The organism is Pseudomonas sp. MDT1-17, assembly GCF_054898105.1.
In genome coordinates, this window is record NZ_JBUBVM010000001.1 from 3,408,959 (window position 1) to 3,433,266 (window position 24,308).

Sequence of the window (24,308 nt, forward strand, 5' to 3'; positions counted from 1 at the left end):
TAAGCGTCCTGCTTACTGACCAGAAGCCTGGGCAAGTGGAAGAGGGGTGTCGTCGATCTGCACCTGTTCACCGGGACGGGCGTGCTGCAGGCCTTCAGTGACGATGCGATCACCGGGCTTGAGGCCGCTGGTGACGATCCAGCGATCGTTCTGTACGGCGCCCAGTTCGACCGGTTGCTGGCCGACCCGCTGTTCGGCGTCGAGCAACAACACGTGGGCGATACCGGCACTGTCATGCTGGATGGCCCGTTGCGGCACGCTGATGCCTTGCTGAATGACCGCCTGCTCCAGACGCACGCGAACGAAGCTGCCCGGCAGCAAGTCGAGGTCCGGGTTGGGGAATTCGCTGCGCAGGATGATCTGGCCGGTGCCCGGGTCAACGGTGATGTCGGCGAACAGCAACTTGCCGGGCAACGGATAGAGACTGCCGTCGTCCTGGATCAGCGTGGCTTTGGCCTGGTCCTGACCGACCTGTTGCAACTGGCCGGAACGGAACGCCCGGCGCAGGTCGTTGAGTTCGCGGGTCGATTGGGTAAGGTCGGCATGAATCGGGTTCAGCTGCTGAATCAGCGCCAGTGGTGTGGTTTCGTTCTGCCCGACCAGTGCGCCTTCGGTCACTAATGCGCGGCCGATGCGACCGGAAATCGGTGCTGTGACGGTGGCGTAACCGAGGTTGAGTTTCGCCCGCTCCACGGCGGCTTTGTTCGCGGCGACGTCGGCGGCGGTTTGCCGGACGCTGGCCCGGGCGTTGTCATAATCCTGGCCGCTGATGGCGTTGCCTTCGATCAACTGCGCGTAGCGCTGCTCTTGTAGTTTCGCCTGGAAGGCATTGGCTTCAGCCTTGCGCAGCGCCGCTTCAGCGCTGTCCAGGTCTGCCTTGAACGGCGCCGGGTCGATACGGAACAGCACATCGCCTTTTTTTACATCGCTGCCTTCACGGAAGGCCCGTTGCAACACCACGCCGGCAACCCGCGCACGGACTTCGGCAATCCGTGGTGCCGCAATCCGCCCGCTGAGTTCGCTGGTGATCGACAGGGGCCGGGCTGAGAGGGTCTCGATGCGAACCGTGGCCAGGGTTGCCGCCTCTTCAGCATTCGAGGACTTGTCACAAGCGCTCAGCGTCAGCGCCAGTGCAATCAGGCTGAGCCTGGCCAGCAGATTCTTTGACATGTAAATACCCCAATAATGACCCCGGCATCCTACGGGGAGGCGACGAGGGTAGCGGTGAAGCTTTGTAGGCGCTGTGTGAAATTGTGTAAGGGTTTTACTCAGGCACGGGTGAGGGCGTATATCCTTGGCGACTTGATTCCTTTGCGCCTGATCGATCGCAATCGCGAGCAGGCTCGCTCCCACAGTGGTTCGGTGGTGTTCACAGAATTTGTGTCCCCATGAGATCCCTTGTGGGAGCGAGCTTGCTCGCGATTGCGGTCTATCAGGCGCCACTGCACTTTCTGGAAACACCCCATGCCCAACATCCTCCTGGTCGAAGACGACACCGCGCTCTCCGAACTGATCGCCAGCTATCTGGAACGCAACGGCTATTCGGTCAGCGTGATCAGCCGTGGCGACCCTGTGCGCGAGCGTGCGCGGGTCAATCCGCCGGACCTGGTGATCCTCGACCTGATGCTGCCGGGGCTCGACGGCCTGCAAGTCTGCCGCTTGCTGCGCGCCGATTCGGCAACGCTGCCGATACTGATGCTCACCGCCCGCGATGATAGCCACGATCAGGTGCTGGGCCTGGAAATGGGCGCCGACGACTACGTCACCAAACCCTGCGAACCGCGCGTGTTGCTGGCCCGGGTGCGGACCTTGCTGCGGCGCAGCAGCCTGACTGAACCGCAGACGGCCAACGACCGCATCCTGATGGGCAATCTGTGCATCGACCTCTCCGAGCGCACCGTGACCTGGCGCGAGCAATTGGTCGAGCTGTCCAGCGGTGAATACAACCTGCTGGTGGTGCTTGCTCGGCATGCCGGCGAAGTGCTGAGCCGCGACCAGATTTTGCAACGTCTGCGCGGCATCGAATTCAATGGCACCGACCGCTCGGTGGACGTGGCGATTTCCAAGCTGCGGCGCAAGTTTGACGACCACGCCGGCGAGGCGCGCAAGATCAAGACGGTGTGGGGCAAGGGTTACCTGTTCAGCCGTTCCGAGTGGGAATGCTGAGGCGATGTTCAGAATCCTGTTTCGCCTGTACCTGGTGACGATCGTTTCGTACAGCGCGGCGATCTACCTGGTGCCTGACGTGGTGATCAAGCTCTTCCATGAGCGCTTCGTCACCTACAACCTCGACTATTCACGAGGGCTGCAAACCCTCATCGTCAAACAGTTTCATGCGGTGCCTAAGGAACAATGGCCGGCATTGGCTGCGGAGATGGACAAGGAATTCCAGCCGCTGCACATCGTCTTGACCGGTAACGACGATGCCGATTTCACCCATGATGAGCGGCAACGTCTGCAGCGTGGCGAGAACGTCGTGCGCATTGGTGACTGGGGCTGGCGCACCCTGGCGGTGTCGCCGCTGAACGGGCAGACGGTGGTGGAGATGGTCGTGCCGCCGGACCCGATGGACGTCAGCCTGTTGTATTGGAGCATCAACGTTCTGATCGGCGCGACCATGCTTGCTTGCCTGTTGCTGTGGCTGCGCCCGCACTGGCGTGATCTGGAACGCCTCAAAGGTACCGCTGAACGTTTCGGCAAGGGGCACTTGAGCGAGCGCACACAGATTTCCCAAAGCTCCAACATCGGCAGCCTGGCCAATGTCTTCGACACCATGGCCAGCGACATCGAAAACCTGCTCAACCAGCAACGCGACCTGCTCAATGCCGTCTCTCACGAACTGCGCACGCCCCTGACACGACTGGATTTCGGCCTGGCGCTGGCGCTGTCCGACGATTTGCCCGCCGCCAGTCGCGAGCGTCTGCAAGGTCTGGTCGCGCACATTCGCGAACTCGACGAACTGGTGCTGGAACTGTTGTCCTACAGCCGTTTGCAAAACCCGGCGCGGCTGCCAGAGCAGATCTACGTGTCGCTGGATGAATTTATCGACAGCATTCTGGGGAGTGTCGATGAAGAATTGGAGTCGCCAGACATCGTCATCGACGTGCTGCTCCACGGCCAGCTCGAACGCTTCAGCCTCGACCCACGCCTGACTGCCCGCGCACTCCAGAACCTGCTGCGCAATGCGATGCGCTACTGCGAAAAACGCATTCAGATTGGTGTGCGGGTGTGCTCGAAGGGATGCGAGATCTGGGTCGAAGACGATGGGATCGGTATTCCGGATGAGGAGCGGGAGCGGATTTTCGAACCGTTTTATCGGCTGGATCGCAGTCGGGACCGGGCCACGGGCGGGTTTGGTCTGGGGCTGGCGATCAGTCGGCGGGCGCTGGAGGCTCAGGGCGGCACGCTGACGGTTGAAGCAACGCCACTGGGCGGCGCACGGTTCAGGTTGTGGTTGCCGACCCCTGCCTGACGCGTTCTTTGTAGCAGCTGCCGAAGGCTGCGTTCGGCTGCGGAGCAGTCGTGAATCAACTAACGCGATCTTTCATGCAAACCGTGCATGCAGGATTTGCGAGGACTACGTCCTCGAACGCAGCCTCGCGGGCTCGACAGCTGCTACGCGTTCTGCCGACTTCTCAACAATTTCGCCATGTCCTCCAATTCCGCCGCCGGGTTATGCCCGATCAGCATCCAGGCATGTTCCATGTCCGCCCAGTAGACAACATTCATGCCGTGCCGACGTTCATGGGCGAAATGCCGGCTGCCGCTGTTGGAGCGGGTGACGCACAGCGCCATGGGGCCGTGCGCCGGATCCAGATAGGTGATCTGGGCAATGGCGACACCGTCGTATTCGAGGATTTGCGCGCGCTTGAACTCGGACCGTGGCAAGGCCAGTTTCGCCGGCACAAGATTCAGGCCCAGGCGCGCATCGATGGTCCGCAGTTGCGCCCGCTGAGTGGCTTCGTCACTGGGCAAGTGGTCGAGGGTTTGCGGCACGTAAAGTGACATGTAGTCGGCCACCAGCCCGCGCCAGTTTTCCTTTTGCTGACTCAACTGCCACCCGAGAAACAGCCGATCCGCCAACACGCCACTCACCACCAGGCCAGCAGCCGCCGCGAGGAACCACCGCCGATTCATGGCCGGACGTTCAGGCGAAGGCAAGGTGTCGAGCATAGATTGCAAGCGGTCCACGGGCGCCTGTCGACCTAATTCATCGTAGGCCTCCTTGAACGGCAGGCTGCTGCGGGCCAGCCACTGCAGGCGCAGGTTGAGCGTCGGGTCCTCGGCAATGGCCGAGTCGATGCGGATGCGCTGTTCGCTGTCGAGCTGGTCGTCGAGGTAGGCGACCAGTTGCTCATCCGAGGGTGTTGTCGGGCGTGCGTGGTCGTTCATCGACGTTCTCCAGCGGTAGGGTTCGGCACGGTGTGCAAGGGCGGGTACTCGGCGAGTTTCGCGCGTGCAGTGGCCAGGCGACTCATGACAGTGCCAATAGGCACGTCCAGCACTTCGGCCACTTCGCGGTAAGACAAACCCTCGACGTAGGTGAGAAACACCGTTTCCCGCTGGGTTTCGGGCAAGGCATCGACGCGTCGGATCACCTGTGCCGCGAGGACATGGGTTTGCGCTGCGTATTCACCGTCGAACGACAAGGCGTTGTCGGCATCCACCAGCCCTTGTCCATGACGCACCCTTCGGGCGCGGACTTCGTTGAGCCAGATCGAATGCAGAATGCTCAGCAACCAGCGGTCCATACGAGTGCCCGGAACAAACTGCACAGCACGTTCGAGTGCCCGCACGCAAGTCGCCTGCACCAGGTCGTCGGCGACATGCCGTTGCCGGGACAGCAGCAGGCCGTAGCGCCATAGTCGCGCCAGATGCTGGCTCAGTTCTGCCCGTATAGCATGTTCGCTGGCGATGGCGACCTCCGTCTGCTCGGTGTGTCAGGTTTTCGATGAATCGTTGATGGCTTCGGCCAGGTCCTGGTATTCCTCGCAGGTGTTGCCGCAGATTGACTTGATCTGTTGCAACTGTTCCTGCGCCAGATCACGTCGACCTTTGATGACATAAGCCTCGCCGAGGTATTCACGAACCTGCGCGTATTGCGGGTTGAGTTTGACCGATTGCAGGTAATAGCCGATGCCTTCGTCGGTGCGCCCAAGTTTACGCGTGGCGTAGCCGCGATAGTTCAAGGCCTTGGCAGTGTTTGGCTGTTTGAGGGTATCGAGCAGGGCCAGTGCTTCCTCATAGCGACCGTCCTTGACCAGACGATAAGCGTAATCGGTGCGGTCGGCGTCCGGTACCAGGGCGCTGCTCTGCTTCAGGCATCGTTGCTGCTTGCTGTCCCAGACCTGGCCTTTGGGGCAGTTGGGTTTGGCCGGTTCTTCTTCATCGCCGTCGGCCAATGCAAGCGAGCTGGAAAACGCGACGGCGAGCGCCAGCGGGGTGGTCAGCCAATGCAGGCTCATGGTCAGACGGTCGTTACGTGTCGGCGAGTTCAGGCTTGGGTTGTTCATGGGCAATTCTCATGGGCGATGAGAGGTGAACACCACAGGGTGAACAATTATTCATTTCTTTGAAGCGGTCTTTGCAAGGAAATCTCAACTGCGTAGTTTGTGGCGGTGAGGGGTAGTTAGATAGGGGGTGAGGCCAATCGCGAGCTTGCTCGCGATGGCGTCAGCCCTGACAAAACATTTCTTCAAACCGGATCTTCACCAGCGCATCCGCACACCCAAACTGCCGATCACCCCGTTCAAATCATTGTCATCCACATCAGTGCTGTAGTCGGCGCTGACGTAAAGACTCACGGCGGGCGTCACTCTGGCCACCAACCCCAACCCCACTTCGACGGTCGATGAATTGCGGCTGCTGCTGATCTTGTCGACCTGATCGAGGGTTACGGTATTGCCGGTGTACACCGTGTGCCACACGTTGGTTCGAACATAGGGTTCGACTCCCAGGCCGTTGATGTCGTAACTACCTTTCAACCGTGCACCGACCCGACCGCTCCAGGACGTCAGGTCGCTGGATGAGGCATTGCCGGAGCCGGCATACGGGGTGTCCAGGGTAATGCGTTGATTGATCAACTGCGCCTGGGGTTCGACTACCCAGTGATCGCTCAGACCAATGGGGAAACCACCCTCGACCGACAACGTCACCGCACTGCCTTCGGTCACTTGCCGAGCGCCCTGGTCGTTACGGCTGTAGCCGTTGACCCGACCGCCGCTGGCCGTCAAGTCCACGTGCCAGCCTTGGGGCCCGGTCAGGCTCCAGTAGGCGCCGAGGCTCTGGCCTTCCAGGTTGAGGGTGTCATTGGCGGGGTCGGCGAGGGCGCGACTGGTCAGCAGCCCGTTGTTGTTGCCCTGTAACTGAGTCATGCCACCGACCAGTCCGACGCGCTGGGTATGACCGCTACCGCTTTGCAGAGTCAGGATCGCCGGACCTTTGGATTCGCTACTGCCAGGATTAGAAAACCCCTGAGCCAGAACATCGGTTTGCGCCTGCCGCGAAGCCTGCCCATACAGTTGATCCCAGGCCAAAGGTGCGGCGTCTTCGATGGTCAGGCGTGAACTTCGTGTATCGGAAGCGGCGCTGAAATGGCCGGGGTAGGGGGCGGTGATCGTGACGGCGGGCAAGGTCATGACCGGAACATCCTGACGGTACCAGGGTGTGGTTTCTTCTTCGGCCGGCCCTGCCTGTACTTCCATGGATGAGCACAGAAGGAGTGAGCTCGAGACAGTGCAGAAAGTGACTTTGATCTCTTGTTGGGTGAATGAGGTTTTCATGGAGGTCTACCTTGCAATCGCATGCTGGATCTCGCTCTGGCGTCTCTCCTACCCCGAATGAGGGGCGACCGAATGTAGTGGGGCAAGCCTCTGGCCGCCCGATTTTGCGGGTGTCTGGGGGTTTGCCCCAGGTGGTATTTCCGGGGGTAGTACGTGAAGCTAAGAAGACCGATGGCACTGCGTCAAGAAAGTGAACGATGAGCGGTACGGCTAATTTAGCCGATGCAAGCGATTGTTTTTCTGCGCTTATCTAAGTTCTTGTTTGTACAAAAAATCATCGCGCAACCCGCGAATCAGAGGCGTTTGTCAGCCGACAGTCGGTCTTCAAGCGGCTCGGAATGAGCCAGTTGCTGACTGTTTCTCGCAGATTGTTACTGTCAATAATGAGGCTGGAAACGATCATTCGTGGCGGTTCGTGTGGCTGAACCGCTACAGATGCACTTCCACCGCTAACGGCAAATGATCCGACAAATGCGTCCAGGGCTTGTGCCCCAGTATTCGTGGCTCATGACTGCTGGCGTTGCGCAGATAAATCCGATCCAGACGCAGCAGCGGGAAGCGCGCCGGATACGTCTTCGCCGGACGGCCGTGGTGGCGCTCGAAGGCTTCATGCAGGTAGTCGCGTCGGGCAAGGGCGGTGTTGCCTTGCAACTGCCAGTCGTTGAAGTCGCCGGCGATAATCACCGGCGCATCGTCGGGTAACGATTCGAGCAGTTGGCAAAGTAGCTGGAGCTGCAGTTGGCGATGGCTTTCCAGCAGGCTCAAGTGAACGCAGATCGCATGGACTTCAGTGTGCCCCGGCACGTCCAGTACGCAATGCAGCAGACCGCGACGTTCGGGGCCGGTGATCGAGACGTCGAGGTTGCGGTGTTCGCGGATCGGGTATTTCGATAACAGAGCATTGCCGTGGTGACCGTTGGGGTAGACCGCGTTGCGACCGTAGGCGAAGTCGCTCCACATACTGTCGGCCAGAAACTCGTATTGTGAGGTCTGCGGCCAATCGTTGAAGCGCGAGGAATGGCGATCGTGTTCACCGACGACTTCCTGCAGGAACACCAGGTCCGCCGACGTACTGCGTACCGCTTCACGCAGTTCCGGGAGAATGAAACGGCGGTTGAGTGCGGTAAAACCCTTGTGAGTGTTGACTGTCAGCACTCTCAGTCGATGAATCGCCGGGGGCGTGTTCAATGGAGAGGATTCGACGGCCTGCCACTTGGAATCATTGGTCACGTTCACTCCTCTAAATCAGGGCTGCTTATGTATGCGACTGATACGGGGGCGGGCAGTTCAGCGCGATTTGCGGTAAGTCTTTGTGACGCTAAAAGATCGCAGCCTTCGGCAGCTCCTACATGTTGCGCGTACACCTGTAGGAGCTGCCGAAGGCTGCGATCTTTTGATCTTCAGACGAAGACAATTTCATACGGCAACCGCATCCGCTCCAAAAGTACCGGGGGCAGCAGCGGAGCGATGCCGATGGCCGGTTCGCCGTCGAGCTGGCTGGCGTAGGCGTGGGTGGCGTGGCTTTTACGCGCGACGGTCCAGGTATCCAGGCGCACCTTGCGCGCACGATGCCATGGGATGAGCCCTCGATCACGGGTTGGCCAGTGCCAGGCCCAGACCGGTACTTCGTTGAACGACGCGCCGACCATGGCCGCGGCCTTGACGCTGGCCCGGCCGACGGCGTCATGGTCGACGTTCCCATCCTCGCACCAGGTGCTGAACACCACATCCCCGGGGCGTAAGTAGCGGGCAATGAATTGAGTCAATTGAAATTCCCGTTCGGCCAGGGCGTTGTCGGTGAAGCCGCCACGAATCCATTTCAGGCTGTGCATCGGCAACCCGAGCCGGCGCAAGGCTTCGAGGCTTTCCTGGGGGCGGAACACGCTCAAGCGTTTTTCCGACCACTGTTGCGAGCCCGGATGGCTGGCGCTGCCGTCGGTGATCGAGATCAATTGCAGGGGATGACCCAGGGCGCTGAGCAACTGCAGCAGACCACCGCAGGTCACGACTTCATCGCCGGGATGCGGGGCTATCACCACAGCGCGAGCGCCGGCAGGAACCAGGGTCTGAGTGCCGATGACAGGAATGTTGTCCAGTTGCGGGGCGCTGTTCCAGATCTGTGCTGGCAGGGTGCTTTCGTTGATGGTTACCGATTTCATGGGCTACGTCCTTGTTCTCGTTGATAGCAATGTGCAGCGCTCCAAACCCTGGATTGCCGCGAGCAGAGTATTGCTCATGTAAGGCTATTCGTCGCCTCGATGTTCCATCCGGTAGTTTTTTTATCCGGTTTGCACCATGTCTCGCAGGAAATCGCCAAATCCCCCCCGAGCACGGCTGTCCAGTCTGGCACTGGTGAGTACCTGTGGACGTTGGCTCCAGGCAATCTTCGCCCCGCAGCGTTCGAGTTGCCGCACCAGCTGCACATCCTCGTCGCTGGCCAGCGGCTCGAAACCACCGGCACGCCGGTAAGCCTCGGCGCTGATGCCCAGGTTGGCACCGTGGATATGCCGGTGGCCATCGCGGGCCTGATAATGCTGGTGATAGCGAATTTGCGCCGACTCATCGAAGGCCGCGTTCCACTGATCGACCGTCACCGTGCCGCACACCGCGTCAGCGCCAAGGTCCAGTTGCGCCACCAGCCAATCCTTGGCGACCCGGCTGTCGGCATCGGAGCAGGAAATCCAGCGCACCCCCCGATCCAGTAGAAACCGTGCGCCAGCGGCGCGTGCCTGGCCGACGTTACGCGCCTCGATCGCCAGGCTATGCACCGGATAACAGTCAACGATCTCTGAGGATCGGTCAGTGCAACTGTCGAGCACCACCAGCACCAGGACCGTTTCACCCTCCAGCCGTTCATGGCACGCGGCGCGCAGGGCGGCCCGTATGCACGCTTCGATCAACGCTTCTTCGTTATGCGCCGGGATCAAAATGCCAATCATCGCAAGCCCTCCAGAGCGGCCACGGAGCGCGGTTCCCGGCTCCAGAGTTCCAACAGGAAATCGGCCTCCTGATGCAGTATCAGGCGCGGCAAGTGCAACTGTTCGTGGAGTAAGTCATGGACCTGTCGGGCATTCAGCGGGCAGCCCTCGATCGGTGGGCGCCAGTGGCAGGCCAGGAGCTGGCCGTCGGCGGTCAGTGACCGGGTGGCGTGTTCGATCAGGCGCCTGAGGTCTTCGGCGTCCAGGTAATAGCCGACTTCGCTGAGCACAATCAGGTCGAATTGCTCGCTCGGCCAATCGCCCGGCAAGCGGCTTTGGCGAACTTCGGTGTGGTCGAACACGCTCAGGCGAGTGCGAGCCAGCGCCACGGCGGCGGCTGCTGTGTCGCAACACAACAGGCGATCGCAGCGTGTGGCCAGATCAGCGCTCAATTCCCCATTGGCGCAACCCGGCTCGAAGATCGCGCGGTAGTGCGGCCGGGGCAATGCGGCCAGCGTTATGGCGCGTTTGCGCTGTTCGTACCAGCGTTGACGGAAAGCCCAGGGATCGTCGTTGCCGGCGAACAAACCGTCGAAATAGCGATCCTCGACGCTCATAGAAACACCACTTCAAACGGTTGCAGTAACCGGTCCAAAACATAGGGCGCCAGCACCGGTGGCAAGCTGATGTGCGGGTCACCCTCCAGTTGGCTGGCGAAGGCATGAATGGCGTGCCGTTTGCGCGCCACCAGGGCTGGGGTCAACAGAATCTTTCGAGCCCGGTGCCAAGGCACGAAACTGTCTTCAGGGGTTGCCCAGTGCCAGGTCCAGACGGGCAGCTCATGCAGCGTCGCACCCACCCGTTTTGCCGCCTCGGCACTGGCACGTCCTACAGCCTCGTGATCGCAATGGCCGTCTTCGCGCCACGTGGTGAAGACCACATCGTTGGGCCGCAGATGACGTTCGATGAACTCACACAACTCGGCTTCCCGTGCCGCCACCTGACTGTCGGCGAAACCACCGCGCAGCCATTTCAGGCTGTGCAGCGGCAGGCCGAGACGACGCAGGGCCTGGGCCGACTCCTGCGGGCGGACCACACTCAGGCGTTCCACTGGCCAGCGCTCGGAACCGGGATGGCTGGCGCTGCCATCAGTGACGGAGATCAGTTGCAGCGGCCGGCCAGCCGCAGCGAGTAATTGCAGGAAGCCGCCGCAACCCAGGACTTCGTCGTCTGGATGGGGGGCGATGATCACTGCACGTGAGCTTTGCGGCACTAGAGTCAGGATGTCGGTCACGGGCAACTGCGCCAGATGGTGTGAGGTTTGCCATAAATGCAGCGGCGTTCCCTGGCCGACAATGGGGTTGGTTTTCATAACTGCCATGTCTCCGTCAGAACCTGCTGCCCAAGCGCGGCGAGATCCCGTTCGGCGTGGCTTTGCCGCAGGAATACCGGCAGGTCAGCGATCAGTCGGGCGAACTGTCTGTCCTTGCAATAGGGGCCGGCACCGAGCGCGTGGCCGACATGCTGGACGACCTGTTCAGCGACGTGTTCAACCACCGCCCGGGCGCGGCGGGCCAAACGTTCGGCGTCATCCAGTGGCGCGGCGTCGATGGTCAATGCGCTGGTACGCAACACTTGGGCGGCGGCATGCAACGCACTGTCGACCGCACCCAGGTGCGCGAGGGCATGGGGTTCTTCACTGCGTGCGCAGTGACGGCGCAGGCGCTCGGCGATGCTTTGCGCAGCGCCGTACCAGCAAGCGGCAATGCCGATCCCGCCTTGCCAGAAGCCTGGCCGTTGCAGGTAGTCGCCGGGGTCGCCGATGGCTTGCGCCTCAGCGCCTTCGAACAGCACCTCGACGCTGGCGGTGGCGCTCATGCCCACGGCTTGCCAGCCCTGATCAGTGACCGTCACGCCGGGTTGGTCCAGTGCCACCGCGACCAGTTGTTGCCGGTCGTGTTCATCCCACGCCGTGAGCAAGGCGTGACTCAGCACCGCAGCACCTGAACACCAGGCCTTGCGCCCATTCAACGCCACCATCTGCCCCTGCGGGCTGACCCGCACTCGCGCCTGCGGGGGTTCTGCCGCCCACATGCCCCACGTGCTGGAAGGCGTCGGCGAACCGCCGAGTTGCTGGATGATCGCCAAGGCGTCGGTATGCCCCTCGTACAACTTGCACAACCCCAGATCATGTCCGCCGACCTCGGCCAGACGCTGAAATCGCTCCAGTGTCTGGCCACCGCCGGGCAGCGGAAGCTGATCGAGACCCGCCTCGACCAGCGCGCGCAGGCACCGGCCTAACGCCTGAGTGTCGGCGTAATCCGCTGGCTGACGTTGGAGAAATCCCTGAAGGTCCATTTCACTCTTCTTCCTCACGCTGCAATTCGAACAGCAGCAGCGAACGGCCAGTGACCGAATATTCGTGATCGAACTCGAAGCGTTCCTGACCCCGAATCGACGGTTGGTTGGTGTCGATCATGCAGGTCCAGAAAACGCCGTCGGGCACTTCCGGCAGAAGGAAATTGACGATGTCGTGATGCGCGTTGACCACCAACAACAGGGTGGCGTCAGCGCCCTTGCGGCGGATACCGGTTTCCTGGGCGCGGCCGTCGAGCAGCATGCCGAGGCAGCGGCCATGACCTTCCTCCCATTGTTCGATGGACATTTCGCTGCCATCCGGCGCGAGCCAGGTGACGTCCTTGACGCCGATGTCCTCGTTGTAATTGCCCACCAGGAACCGACCGCGACGCAGGATCGGGTAGGCCAGGCGTAACTTGATCAGACGCTTAACGAACTTGAGCAGGGCCTTGCCGTCTTCGCTCAGGTCCCAATTGACCCAACCGATCTCGCTGTCCTGGCAATAGGCGTTGTTATTGCCTTCCTGGGTGCGGGCGAATTCGTCGCCGGCCACCAGCATCGGCGTGCCTTGCGACAGCAGCAGCGTGGCGAAGAAGTTGCGCATCTGCCGCTGACGCAGCTCATTGATCTCGGGATCGTCGGTCGGGCCTTCGACGCCGTGGTTCCAGGACAGGTTGTTGTTGCTGCCGTCCTGGTTGTTCTCGTCGTTGGCTTCGTTGTGTTTGTCGTTGTACGACACTAGGTCGTTAAGGGTGAAACCGTCGTGGGCGGTGATGAAGTTGACCGAGGCATACGGCCGCCGACCACGCTGATTGAACATCTCGCCGGAGGCGGTCATGCGACTGGCGAAGTCCGCCAGTTGGCCGTCGTCGCCTTTCCAGAACGCACGCACGGTGTCACGGAATTTGTCATTCCACTCGACCCAACCCGGCGGAAATTTGCCAACCTGATAACCCCCGGGGCCGCAATCCCAGGCCTCTGCAATCATCTTCACCTGGCGCAGCACCGGGTCCTGACGGCAGGCGACGAGGAAGCTGTGACGTTCGTCGAAGCCATCGTGGTAGCGCCCGAGAATGGTCGCCAGGTCGAAGCGGAAACCGTCCACGTGCATTTCCGACGCCCAGTAGCGCAGGGAATCGGTGACCATTTGCAGCACGCACGGGTGACTCAAGTCCAGGGTGTTGCCGGTGCCGGAATCGTTGATGTAGTAGCGCTTGTCGTCGGGCATCAAGCGGTAGTAGGAGGCGTTGTCGATGCCGCGCATGGACAGGGTCGGGCCTTGCTCATTGCCCTCGGCGGTGTGGTTGTAGACCACGTCGAGGATCACTTCGAGATTGGCTTCGTGCAGGTGCGCGACCATCTCCTTGAACTCGTCGATCTTGCCGCTGGCCAGGTAGCGCGGGTCGGGGGCGAAGAACGCGATACTGTTGTAGCCCCAGTAGTTGGTCATGCCTTTGTGCAACAGATGCTGGTCGTTGACGAAGGCGTGAATCGGTAGCAATTCAACCGTCGACACACCGAGCTTGCGGATGTGTTCCAGCACGTCATCAACCATCAACCCGGCGAAGGTGCCACGCAGGTTCTCGGGGACGGAAGGGTGACGCATGCTGATGCCGCGCACGTGGGTTTCATAAATGATGGTCTTGTCCCACGGCACGCTGACCCGGTGGTCGCGGCCCCAGGTGTGAGCCGGGTCGATCACCTTGCACTTGGGTACAAACGGAGCGCTGTCGCGTTCATCGAAACTGAGGTCGGCGTCGGGGTGGCCGATGGTGTAGCCGAACAGCGCTTCAGACCATTTCAACTGGCCGACCAGTTGTTTGGCGTAGGGGTCGATCAGCAATTTGTTGTGGTTGAAGCGATGGCCGTTGGCCGGGTCGTAGGCGCCGTAGACACGGTAGCCGTAGATCATCCCCGGATGGGCGTCGGGCAGGTAGCCGTGGTAGATCTCGTCGGTGTATTCCGGCAGTTCGATGCGTTCCAGTTCAACCTCGCCGGCGCCATCGAAGATGCACAACTCGACCTTGGTGGCGTTGGCGGAAAACAAGGCAAAGTTGACCCCTAGGCCATCCCAGGTCGCGCCCAGCGGGAAGGGCAAGCCTTCACGGATTCGCGAGGCCTCGGCGTGAGGTTCTGGCGCGGCTTTCTTTGGATTGGTCATAGGTGCTCCTGCAAAGGGGGGACAGTTCTTGGCTCTGGTTTTTTTTGAGGGCGAGCGAGCCCTCGGTGGCGAGAGGACTCGCCACGTATTCAATCAGGTCAACGGTGAGTGGCGTCAGACAGCGGGCGGTTTTCGCGCTGCTCGAGGCTTTTTCTCGGTGGCTTTTTCGCCCGGCGGGATCACCTTCGATGCCGCGGCGGGCTTGGCTTTTGGCTCGCCAGCCTTGCCATTGGTGGATTTGCTGGCTGGGGCCTTGGCGCCAGCGGTTTTGCTGCCAGCGGCTTTTGGCGCTTTGCTCGGTGCCAGGGCTTCGGCTTCAGCCAGCTTGCGGGCCATCTCCCAGTGGCGGGCTTCCTGACCCTCGGGTTTTCCTTCCGATTCCCAGATCTGATAGGCAAATTCGCGGATGCGTTTATCGTTGGTACTCATCGCAATGCTCCTGAACTGAACTCAAGTTGGGGTAGTTTGGATAAAAAGATTGATCGGGAAATCCCCCAGCGCGGTGCTGATGTCCAGCTCTCTGTGGTGTGTGACTGTCACGCTGGAAAAAAGTCCCTTCAAATCTTCATCAGGGGTGGTGAACGGTAATTTGACCCGTGTATCGCCCCACAGCGGCGCGTCAATCCGGGGTTCGGCACTGTTTTTCAGCCATTCGGCGCAGCGTATCGGTACGATCACGATGGCCCTTTTTCCTTGCAGCTCGCGAGCAAATGCCAGCACCCGGTGAGCCTGGCTGCCGACGACTTCAAGGGCTTGATACGTCCCTCGCCGAAACAGCTCGGTGTGCTCTAGCCGCAGGTTCAACGTACGCGCGATCAGGGTTTGCTTGATGCGCCCGTCCCGCCAGTTAGCCAACAGCTCGGGCAAATCCAATGGCGCCTGCAGGGACTGCTGACGGCTGGCGTAATCCACCGGCCGGCGGTTGTCCGGGTCGACTAGCGAGAAGTCCCAGTACTCGGCGCCCTGATAAAGGTCCGGCACCCCAGGCACGGTCATGCGCAGCAAGGTTTGCGCCAATCCATTGAGTGCGCCGGGGGCAGCGATGCTGTTGGCCGCTTTGCATAGGGCCGCGCGCAACAGTTCCCCTTCAGGACTCAGCAACAGTCGTTGCAGGAATTGCTGAACCGCTTGTTCGTAAGCCTCGTTCGGCGCGCTCCAGCTGCTTTGCAACTTGGCTTCGCGCAAGGCTTTCTGTTGCCACTGCCACACACGTTGAGTGTAGTTTTCAAGCGCTGCTTGATCGTCACTGCGCACATCGAGCGGCCAGCTGCCGAGGATCGCTTGGTAGAGGATCAACTCATCGCCCGTCGTCGGCATTTGGTCGTCGTCGCGCAGGGGCCGGGCGAGGGCCTGCCAGAGCGGCACTTGCTCGGCGTACCAGGTACTGCGCTCGCTCAACACCGCCAGGCGCGCGCGGGTGTCTTCACCGCGTTTGTGGTCGTGGGTGGCGGTGGCCAGCAAATTATCGGGAAATGCTTCGAGGCGATTGGCGCAAGCCGCATGGAAATCGGCCACCGGCGCGCTGAACTGCTCGGTGCTGAACCCCACGTCATTGCGCGACAGCAAAACCGCCGAGCGATAGAACGCGGTGTCTTCCACGGCCTTCGCCGCCGCCGGCGACGTCAGTTGTTGAAAACGTACGCAGGCATGTTTGAGCATCTTGCGCGGGCGGCCCAACGGGCGTTTGCGCCATGATTCACCCCCCAGCCAGCGGGCCAGGCAATCGAGCACCGGCCAGTCGGCCTCGCTAAGGGTAAGCCTGGCACCGTCCATAGCCTGCTGGAAAAACACATCGTCTTCAGCCGAACGACCACGCGGGCTGATGTAGGTGCGGTACACCGGGAAATGCACGATCAGTTCCTGCAACGCCCGACGAATCGCACCGAGGGTCAGGTCGCGGGTCATCACGTCATCCCGGGCCACTTGCAACAGGGCCTGGGCGACACTTTCGAAGTCCCCGGCGAGGGAGCCGTTGAGGATCTGCTGGCGGGCCAGTTGCGCTTCCTGACGGAAATCGGCGGGCCGTTCACTGTATCGATTCCACAGTTCGCCCAAGGTGTGGGCACCTTCGGGAGCGTGTTGCAGCAGCGACAACTGATTCATGAACTCGTAACCCGTGGTGCCATCCACCGACCAGTCACGGTGCAGGGTTTCGCCTTCGCCGAGGATCTTCTCGACGAAGATCGGCAGGTGCCGATTCGGCGACAGGCTGTCGACCCGACGCCGCAGTTTGCGGCAGTAACCCCGAGGGTCGGCGAGGCCGTCGATGTGGTCGATGCGCAGGCCGTCGACCAGGCCTTCGGCTACCAGTTCGAAGATTTTCGCGTGGGTGGCTTCGAACACGGCGGGGCGTTCAACGCGCAGGCCGCCCAGTTCGTTGACATCAAAAAAGCGCCGCCAGTTGATGTCATCAGCCGCCGTGCGCCAACTGGCCAGGCGATAGCTTTGGTGTTCAAGCAACACGTGCAGACGGTGGAAACCTTCGGCGGTGAGCGAGTCATAAGCGCTGAGGTTTTGCTGGATGGCTTGCAGAATCGCCGGATCACTGGCCAGTTCACGCAGCTCGGCTTTCAGCGGCATCGCCAGACTATGGGCGTCAGTTTGATAGCTCAGGGTGGTGAAACGGTCTGCCAGCGACTTCAGCGATTCGGCGTGCAGTGGGTCATCGGTTCTGAGCAGTTCGCCGTAATGGGTCGGGCAGATCGGGAAGTGATGCTCATAGTGCTCGACATAAAACGTGCCCTTCTGCGCATCGAAGCGCAAGGGCAGGGTGCCGTCCTGCAAGGCTATGCCGTAGTCGCTGCCGAGGAAGGGCAAGAGCAACTGGCCTGTCATCAACGGATCGGGTGAATGCCACTGGATATCGAAGAACTCGCCGTAAGGGCTCAGGCGTCCCCATTCCAGCAAATCCTGCCACCAGGGATTATCGCCACCGCCGACGGCCATGTGGTTGGAGACGATGTCGAGGATCAGCCCCATGTTCTGTTCGCGCAGTGCACTGACCAGACGCCGTAACGCCGCTTCGCCGCCCAGCTCGGGGTTGACGGTGGTCGGGTCCACGACGTCGTAGCCGTGCATGGATCCGGCGCGGGCGCTCAGTAGTGGCGACGCGTAGACATGGCTGATGCCGAGGCTGGCGAAGTACGGCACCAGCGGCACCGCATCGTCCAGCGTGAAGCCTTTATGAAATTGCAGCCGCTGCGTTGCCCGCAGCGGTTGGGTAATCGTTTGATTCATTGGTCACGCTCGGCCGCCTGAAGTCGCGCACAGGCGAGCAGTTCCAGGCGTCGGGCGGCATCCGGGTCGTCGAGCAAAGCTTCACTGTTGCCGGGCAAACGTCGGGACCAGTTGGGATGCGTGTCGATGGTGCCTGGCAAGTTGGCCTGCTGTTCGATGCCCAAGGCATCTTCCAGCGGCAGCAACACCAGCGGCGCACGGGTATGACCGAGGAAACGTATCGCGGCGTCGAGCACCTGATCGGTTTCATGGGACTCTTCGCGAAAGTTCTGCGGGTCCTCGCTCAACACCCGGCGCAGGCCTTCGCGTTCGCGTTCGCGGTGGTGTCGCCATTCGATTTCACCCGGAGCGTCGACCAAACCCAATCGGGCGTTCCAGTCGATATCGCGGCCATGCCACCAACCATTGAGCGTCGGCAGGTCATGGGTGCTCGTGGTCGCAAGAGCGTTGTCCGGCCAGTCGAGAATTGTGTTGAAGTGCGCGTTGTCCTGTTCGAACAACAGCACGCGCATGCCGAGGATCGAACGGGCGATGAGCTTATCTCGCAAACCATCCGCCACAGTGCCGAGGTCCTCTCCGAGGACGATGGCCTGATGACGATGGGATTCAAGGGTCAGCAAACGCAGCAGGTCGTCCACCGGGTAATAGAGGTAGGCACCGTCGGCGGGTGACGCGCCATTGGGGATCACCCACAGCCGTTGCAGGCCCATGACGTGATCGATGCGCAAACCACCGGCGTGGGCGAAGTTGGCCCGAAGCATTTCAATGAATGCGCGAAAGCCATTGCGTACCAAGCCTTCGGGCGAGAACGCGGAAATGCCCCAGCCCTGACCCGTGCGATTGAGAATGTCCGGTGGTGCACCCACGGTCAGCGAGGCGAGCAATTCGTCCTGGCGACTCCAGGCCTGGCTGCCACCGCCATCGGCACCGACGGCTAGATCGGCAATCAGACCAATGCTCATGCCACTGCTGCGGGCGGCGGTTTGTGCGCGTTCCAGGCAGCGCGTGATCAGCCATTGGCAGAAGGCGAAGAAGCCAATGCGTCCGGCGTTTTCTTCGGCAAATTCGGCGAGGGCGGCACTTCGCGGGTCGCGCCATTGTTCCGGCCACTCGCGCCAGTCGAGGTTTTCACCTTTGGCGGCGCGGGCTTCTTGAATGGCTTCGAAGCGGCAGTGGTTTTCCAGGGCTTCGCCAGCGGCGTGACGGAAGCTACTGAAATCGGCATGCAACGGGTGTTCGCCCTGGACAAATCCTTCGTACAACGCCTGCAGCAGGCGATGTTTGGCTTCGGCCGCCACCGGCCAATCAACCAACGGCGATGCTTCGAGCTGCTTGAGTTCTGCCGCCAGGCCGGTTGCATCAATCGCGGTCCGCAACGCTCGTTCGCCCAGGATGGCGCCCGGTGCGGCGTAAAGGCTGTTGAGAAACAAACGGCTGGACGGCGAATACGGGCTGTAACGCTGGGTGTCGTTGCTGAACATTGCATGCAACGGACTGATCGCCAACGCTTCGGCACCGCGTTCGCCGGCCACACGGGCCAAGTCTTCCAGCGCCTGGGTATCGCCGAACCCGCCATCGCCGGTGCGACGCAGCGAGTACAGCTGCACGCTCAGGCCCCAGGTACGCGGAATCGGACTGTCGACGGCATCGCCGACGCTGTAGCAGCGCGTGGGCGCGACGGCCAAGGTAAATGATTGTCCATCAATGTTGACGTGCTGATAACCGACCGGGACCAGACCGGGCAGCATCGCCTCGGCGTCCAGTTTCAGGTTGAGCCGCGCGCCATCTTCAAGGTGGATCTCGCACGGTGTTTCGGGCTCAAAGTAATGCGCCAGGCTCAGGCCGACGCCGAAATCTGCGGTCAGTAGCGGCGGTAGATGCCGGGTCTGTTGCACCTCTTGCAATTGCAGCAGGCTGGCGTCGATTTCCTGTGCGGTGCTGGCGGGGTGGCCGAGTCCGGTGAGGACGTTGCGTAACACTGATGGAGCGACTTTCTGTGGGCGGCCGTTGGCGTCGATCCAGTCGACTGCCAGGCCGGCACGGCTGGCCAGTATTTCCAGTTGCGCATCACTCATTGGCGCTCTCCATCCGGGGGTAGCAAAGGGTCTGCGGCCGTGAGGCTGACTAGCGCGCAATACGGGGCAAGGGTGCCTTGTTCCAGCAGATCGGCGGACTTCGAGGGATGTTCATACAACAACGAAGCGCCGGCCTGCGGGGAGTGGACCACAGGCGTGTCGCTGAGGTTCAGGTCAATACGCAGCTGACTGCCATCGCCCAGTTGCCAGCGCGCCGTCACCGCGCCTTGCGCGAGCACTTCGGCACCCAGCGGGTGAGCGCCGGGCACGCGTGTCATGATCTGCTCGTGGCGGATTTTCAACAGTTGGCGATACAACTCATAAATGTCGGATTGTCGACTTGCCGTCAGATTCGGTCGGGAGTCTTCGAAGGTTTTCCGCGCGTTCGGGTCGGGAATCTTTTCGCGTTTATCCGGATCGGCAAATGCGTCAAACGCGGAAAACTCGTTACGTCGGCCTTCGCGAACCCGTTCCGCCAGTTCGCCGTGATGGCTGGTAAAAAACAGGAACGGTTCTTGCGCGGCGAACTCGTCACCCATGAACATCAGCGGGATCATTGGCGACAACAGCAACAGCGCTGTCGCGGCTTTTAGCGCGTCTGGATGGGCCAGTTGGTGCAGTCGTTCGCCAAATGCGCGATTGCCGATCTGGTCATGGTTTTGCAAGAACAGTACGAACGCGCTGGGCGGCAAGTGACCGCTGGGCTCACCCCTTGCTTCGCCGTGTCGGTTGGTGTGGCCCTGAAACACAAAACCCTGGCTCAGGCAGCGTGCCAATTGTTCGGTGGGATTGTCGGCGTAGTCGGCGTAATAGGCGTCGGTTTCGCCGGTCAGCAGCACGTGCAAGGCGTTGTGGCCATCGTCGTTCCACTGCGCGTCGAACCCTTCTTGCAGCAAGCTGGCCTGGTTGTGTTCGTTCTCGACCGTCAGCCACACATGACGCGCGGGGTCGGTCTGCTGCCGAATCCGCTGCGCCAGTTCCTGGAGAAAGTCCGGGCTTTCGATGGCGTGCACCGCGTCAAAGCGCAATCCGTCAAAGCGGTACTCCAGCAACCACATCAGCGCGTTGTCGATGAAGAAGTCACGCACCTCGCGTCGCTGGAAGTCGATGGCCGCTCCCCAAGGTGTGTGCTTGTCTTCATTAAAGAAGGCCTTGGCGTAGCGATGCAGGTAATTGCCGTCCGGGCCGAAGTGGTTGTAGACCACGTCGAGAATCACCGCCAGGCCATGACCGTGGGCGGTGTCGATGAGATGTTTGAGTTGTTCGGGGGAACCGTAGGAGGCTTGGGGCGCATAGGACAGAACCCCGTCGTAGCCCCAATTGCGATCGCCGGGAAACTGCGCCAGCGGCATCAGTTCTATCGCGGTGATGCCCAATTCGGCAAGGCGGGCCAAGTGCTGCTCGACGTCACTGAAGCCGCCGAGCGCACCGACGTGCAATTCGTAGATGACGGCTTCGTTCCAGGGACGGCCTGACCAGGTGCTGTTTTGCCATTGATAGGCGAGGGGATCGACCACCACGCTGTGGCGGTCGATATCACCGGCCTGTGCGCGGGAGGCCGGGTCGGGCACTGCAAGCTCGCCGTCGATGTTGAAGCGGTAACGCGTACCCGCGGGGCAGCGGGTCTTGATCACGAACCAGCCATCGGCCTGAGGCGTTAGCGGCAAGGATTGTCCATTTTCCAGTTCGACACTGACGGAAAACGCATCTGGCGCCCACAAGGCAAAACGCGTGTGCTCAGCGTCCAGCATGATTGCGCCGTGGGGCCAGGTCTCAAGGGTCCGTAACGGCATCTATGAAAACCTCTTTTTAATGTTTGCTCGATTTACCCAATGCCTTAGTAACAAGCTGTTCGTAGAGTTCGGCGTACGGTTCGACCGCCTTGCACCAGTTGAAAGGCGCTGCCATGGCGCGGCAACGCATGGCGTTGAGCAGGTCGGGGAAGGCAAACACCTTGAATGCCCGGCTCAGGGCTTCCTGATAGCTCTCGGCCGTGGATTCGTCGAACAGGAAACCGGTTACACCGTTTTCAATGGTGTCGGCCAAACCGCCGGTGTTGCGGGCTACCGGCAACGAACCGAAGCGCTGGGCGTACATTTGGCTCAAGCCGCAAGGCTCGTAACGCGAAGGCATCAGCAGGAAATCACTGCCGGCGAACATGCGACGGGCGTCTGTTTCGTTGAAACCGATGCGCACGCCGATCTGGCCGGGGAAACGCAGGGCCAGTTCACGCATGGCTTGTTCTTCTTCCGGCTCGCCACGACCGATGATTGCGATCTGCCCGCCAGATTTGACGATGTATTCGGAGACAGCTTCGGTCAGGTCCAGGCCTTTCTGATAGACCAGTCGCGACACCACGGCGAACAATGGACCTTCGCTATCGTCCAGGCCAAACAGCTCACGGACGTGGGCGGCGTTGACCGCTTTGCCATCCCAGTCACCGATGCTGAACGGGCGGAACAGGTGCGTGTCGGTGGCGGCGTCCCAGCTTTCATCGATGCCATTGGGAATACCACTGAGCAGACCTTGCTGGGTCTTGGCGGCGAGAAAACCGTCGAGACCGCAGCCGAAGGCCGGGGTGGTGATTTCCTGGGCATAGGTGGCGCTGACGGTGGTGATGTGGCTCGAATAGGCCATGCCAGCCTTGAGGAACGACATCTTGCCGTAGAACTCCATGCCTTCTTGTTGCAAGGCATGCATGGGAATACCTAGTTCCGGGCACGACCCGAGACTGGTCACGCCCTGGTAGGCGAGGTTATGAATGGTGAACAGCGTCGGCGTGCGTTGTCCACGCCAGTGCATGTAGGCGGGTGCCAGACCGGCAGGCCAGTCATGGGCGTGCACCAGATCCGGGCACCAGTGGATTTGTGCAAGATTGGCGGCAATGTCGGCGGCCGCCAGACCCAGGCGGGCGAAACGAATGTGGTTGTCCGGCCAGTCGCGGCCGTTGTTGGCGCCGTACGGCGAACCTTCGCGCTCGTAGAGCTCGGGGCAGATCAACACGTAAATGACCAGACCGTCGGGCATGTCCATGCGCCCGATCTTGCAGGGAGGCAACGCGGCGTGACCACCGAGCTCACCAATGATATGAATCGGGTTTTCGCTGTTCAGCACTTGCGGGTAACCGGGAATCAGCACACGCACATCATGCAAATGCGCCATGGCTCGCGGCAGTGCTGCGGAAACGTCGCCCAGACCACCGGTTTTCACCAGATCGGCGATCTCCGAGGTTACGAACAGTACTTTCTTTTTATTGGGATTCTGATGGGCCACCGGTGTCAGCGTCTTGGTGCCTGGGACGCTGATCGATTGGTGGCTGGGGGCGCTCACAGCGCTCGTTTCGCCGACCTGCTGATGAGCACGTTCTCCCTGAATATCTAAAGCCGTACTGATCATATGAGTCTCCCGTGTTGTTGATCTAATTCTTAGGTCTGGCACAAACGGTATTTCGTAGCCAATTCCTGTGGCCGGGCGCAAACGCGCTACGCATCGGAGAGCAAGCGCTGCCAATGCGTTGAAGCAGAATGGCTGGAGTAAACGTTGCAAGGATTGCACCAGTCGCAACGCACCTACCTTTACCCTGACCCGTCACGAGCGGCAAAAGTTTAGACTTTCTTTCCGCTTTATGACCCGTCGGTTTCGCCCCGCGGAACTGAGTCTAGGCCAGAACTTAGAGCGGGGGAGGCCAGATGGCAAAATTGTTCGACAATCGGTTTAAAGAGGTACGGACGTACCGCTTGGGGGGAGAAACGCACCGACGAAGGGCATGTTTTTTTAACTTTATGCCTCAAAAAATATTTGAGATGTCACATGAATGTGCCAAACGCGGCCGGGCTCTCGCACTGTTAAGGTGCGCAGCCGGCAAGTCCAGTTTTTGGCCGAACCGCTGCCACTGCCGGCCTGGATGCCTTGTTATAGTTCGGGCCTCATTTTCTGCCCCGGTAAAAGGATCACTGCCATGTCTCAGTACACCGCGTTCACCGTCGAACTGGCCGATAAAGTCGCCCATGTGCAGATCAACCGGCCGGAAAAAATAAATTCGATGAATGCGGCCTTCTGGAGCGAGATCATCGAGATTTTCCAGTGGGTGGACGACACTGACGAAGTCCGGGTGGTGGTCCTCAGTGGTGCGGGCAAGCATTTTTCTTCCGGCATCGACCTGATGATGCTGGCCGGCGTGGCCAATGAGCTGGGCAAGGACGTGGGTCGCAATGCGCGCTTGCTGCGCCGCAAAATCCTCGCCCTTCAGGCCTCATTCAATGCGGTCGACCATTGCCGCAAACCGGTGCTGGCAGCGATTCAGGGTTACTGCCTGGGTGGCGCCATCGACCTTATTGCCGCTTGCGACATGCGTTACGCCGCCGAGGACGCGCAGTTTTCGATCAAGGAAATCGACATCGGCATGGCGGCTGACGTTGGCACGCTGCAACGCTTGCCGCGGATCATCGGTGACGGCATGCTGCGTGAACTGGCTTACACTGGTCGCACTTTCGGTGCCGAAGAAGCACGTGGCATGGGCCTGGTCAATCGCGTTTACAGCGACACGGCCAGCCTGCTCGACGGTGTCATGGGCATTGCCCGCGAGATCGCCAGCAAGTCACCGATTGCGATCACCGGCACCAAAGAGATGATCAGCTACATGCGCGACCATCGCATCGACGACGGCCTGGAATATGTCGCCACCTGGAACGCCGCCATGCTGCAATCCACTGATCTGCGCGTGGCCATGGCCGCCCATATGAGCAAACAGAAACCCGAATTTCTGGATTGATAAAAA

At 60.8% G+C, this 24,308-nt stretch carries 20 protein-coding genes; 3 read left to right on the plus strand and 17 right to left on the minus strand.

Annotated elements, in window-relative coordinates; genetic code table 11:
* Positions 1 to 12: 12 nt before the first annotated feature.
* Positions 13 to 1,170: an efflux RND transporter periplasmic adaptor subunit gene (locus ACYZTX_RS15760; protein ID WP_462034841.1), complete on the minus strand. Its 1,158-nt coding sequence runs from the start codon at positions 1,168 to 1,170 to the stop codon at positions 13 to 15.
* Between the two features lie 294 nt (positions 1,171 to 1,464).
* Here ACYZTX_RS15760 and ACYZTX_RS15765 point away from each other — a divergent pair, with 294 nt between their 5' ends.
* Together ACYZTX_RS15765 and ACYZTX_RS15770 are read left to right on the plus strand one after the other, a co-directional pair.
* Positions 1,465 to 2,166, plus strand: coding sequence for a response regulator (locus ACYZTX_RS15765; protein ID WP_449643681.1), 702 nt, complete (start codon positions 1,465 to 1,467; stop codon positions 2,164 to 2,166).
* A gap of 4 nt (positions 2,167 to 2,170) precedes the next feature.
* Positions 2,171 to 3,472 (plus strand): ATP-binding protein, encoded by a 1,302-nt coding sequence (locus ACYZTX_RS15770; RefSeq protein ID WP_462034842.1) that lies wholly within the window; start codon positions 2,171 to 2,173, stop codon positions 3,470 to 3,472.
* Positions 3,473 to 3,615: 143 nt separating this feature from the next.
* On the opposite strand, the gene ACYZTX_RS15775 is transcribed toward ACYZTX_RS15770, so the two are convergent.
* From ACYZTX_RS15775 to glgA, 16 genes are all read right to left on the minus strand, one after another.
* Positions 3,616 to 4,392 (minus strand): anti-sigma factor family protein, encoded by a 777-nt coding sequence (locus ACYZTX_RS15775; protein WP_462034843.1) that lies wholly within the window; start codon positions 4,390 to 4,392, stop codon positions 3,616 to 3,618.
* On the minus strand, positions 4,389 to 4,847 hold the full coding sequence (locus tag ACYZTX_RS15780) for a sigma-70 family RNA polymerase sigma factor (protein ID WP_462037052.1): 459 nt from the start codon (positions 4,845 to 4,847) through the stop codon (positions 4,389 to 4,391). The genes ACYZTX_RS15775 and ACYZTX_RS15780 overlap by 4 nt, the downstream gene beginning before the upstream one ends.
* A 93-nt stretch (positions 4,848 to 4,940) precedes the next feature.
* Positions 4,941 to 5,465 (minus strand): tetratricopeptide repeat protein, encoded by a 525-nt coding sequence (locus ACYZTX_RS15785; RefSeq protein ID WP_462037053.1) that lies wholly within the window; start codon positions 5,463 to 5,465, stop codon positions 4,941 to 4,943.
* Between the two features lie 243 nt (positions 5,466 to 5,708).
* Positions 5,709 to 6,782 (minus strand): autotransporter domain-containing protein, encoded by a 1,074-nt coding sequence (locus ACYZTX_RS15790; RefSeq protein ID WP_462034844.1) that lies wholly within the window; start codon positions 6,780 to 6,782, stop codon positions 5,709 to 5,711.
* A gap of 429 nt (positions 6,783 to 7,211) precedes the next feature.
* Complete coding sequence (locus ACYZTX_RS15795) at positions 7,212 to 8,012, minus strand: endonuclease/exonuclease/phosphatase family protein (RefSeq protein WP_462034845.1); 801 nt, start codon at positions 8,010 to 8,012, stop codon at positions 7,212 to 7,214.
* 170 nt (positions 8,013 to 8,182) lie between these two features.
* Complete coding sequence (locus ACYZTX_RS15800; RefSeq protein ID WP_462034846.1) at positions 8,183 to 8,941, minus strand: PIG-L deacetylase family protein; 759 nt, start codon at positions 8,939 to 8,941, stop codon at positions 8,183 to 8,185.
* 120 nt (positions 8,942 to 9,061) lie between these two features.
* Positions 9,062 to 9,721, minus strand: coding sequence for a glycosyltransferase family 2 protein (locus ACYZTX_RS15805; RefSeq protein WP_462034847.1), 660 nt, complete (start codon positions 9,719 to 9,721; stop codon positions 9,062 to 9,064).
* Positions 9,718 to 10,317 carry an SAM-dependent methyltransferase gene (locus ACYZTX_RS15810; RefSeq protein WP_462034848.1) on the minus strand — a complete coding sequence of 200 codons (600 nt, stop codon included), beginning with the start codon at positions 10,315 to 10,317 and terminating at the stop codon, positions 9,718 to 9,720. Before ACYZTX_RS15810 ends, ACYZTX_RS15805 begins: the two co-directional genes overlap by 4 nt.
* Positions 10,314 to 11,072: a PIG-L deacetylase family protein gene (locus tag ACYZTX_RS15815; RefSeq protein ID WP_462034849.1), complete on the minus strand. Its 759-nt coding sequence runs from the start codon at positions 11,070 to 11,072 to the stop codon at positions 10,314 to 10,316. The genes ACYZTX_RS15810 and ACYZTX_RS15815 overlap by 4 nt, the downstream gene beginning before the upstream one ends.
* Positions 11,069 to 12,058 (minus strand): acyl-CoA dehydrogenase, encoded by a 990-nt coding sequence (locus ACYZTX_RS15820; RefSeq protein WP_462034850.1) that lies wholly within the window; start codon positions 12,056 to 12,058, stop codon positions 11,069 to 11,071. The genes ACYZTX_RS15815 and ACYZTX_RS15820 overlap by 4 nt, the downstream gene beginning before the upstream one ends.
* A 1-nt stretch (position 12,059) precedes the next feature.
* Positions 12,060 to 14,219, minus strand: a complete 2,160-nt coding sequence (glgX, locus tag ACYZTX_RS15825; protein ID WP_462034851.1) for a glycogen debranching protein GlgX — start codon at positions 14,217 to 14,219, stop codon at positions 12,060 to 12,062.
* A gap of 114 nt (positions 14,220 to 14,333) precedes the next feature.
* Positions 14,334 to 14,648: a DUF2934 domain-containing protein gene (locus tag ACYZTX_RS15830; RefSeq protein ID WP_462034852.1), complete on the minus strand. Its 315-nt coding sequence runs from the start codon at positions 14,646 to 14,648 to the stop codon at positions 14,334 to 14,336.
* A gap of 21 nt (positions 14,649 to 14,669) precedes the next feature.
* Positions 14,670 to 17,456 carry a malto-oligosyltrehalose synthase gene (locus tag ACYZTX_RS15835; protein ID WP_462034853.1) on the minus strand — a complete coding sequence of 929 codons (2,787 nt, stop codon included), beginning with the start codon at positions 17,454 to 17,456 and terminating at the stop codon, positions 14,670 to 14,672.
* Entirely contained in the window at positions 17,453 to 19,531 is a 2,079-nt protein-coding gene (gene malQ / locus ACYZTX_RS15840; RefSeq protein WP_462034854.1) for a 4-alpha-glucanotransferase, read from the minus strand. The genes ACYZTX_RS15835 and malQ overlap by 4 nt, the downstream gene beginning before the upstream one ends.
* A complete protein-coding gene (treZ, locus tag ACYZTX_RS15845) occupies positions 19,528 to 21,324 on the minus strand; it encodes a malto-oligosyltrehalose trehalohydrolase (protein WP_462034855.1) in 1,797 nt (598 codons plus the stop codon). The genes malQ and treZ overlap by 4 nt, the downstream gene beginning before the upstream one ends.
* A 16-nt stretch (positions 21,325 to 21,340) precedes the next feature.
* Entirely contained in the window at positions 21,341 to 22,927 is a 1,587-nt protein-coding gene (gene glgA, locus ACYZTX_RS15850) for a glycogen synthase GlgA (protein ID WP_462034856.1), read from the minus strand.
* Between the two features lie 562 nt (positions 22,928 to 23,489).
* Between glgA and ACYZTX_RS15855 the strand changes: the two genes are divergently transcribed.
* Positions 23,490 to 24,302 (plus strand): crotonase/enoyl-CoA hydratase family protein, encoded by an 813-nt coding sequence (locus tag ACYZTX_RS15855; RefSeq protein ID WP_462034857.1) that lies wholly within the window; start codon positions 23,490 to 23,492, stop codon positions 24,300 to 24,302.
* Positions 24,303 to 24,308 lie beyond the last annotated feature (6 nt).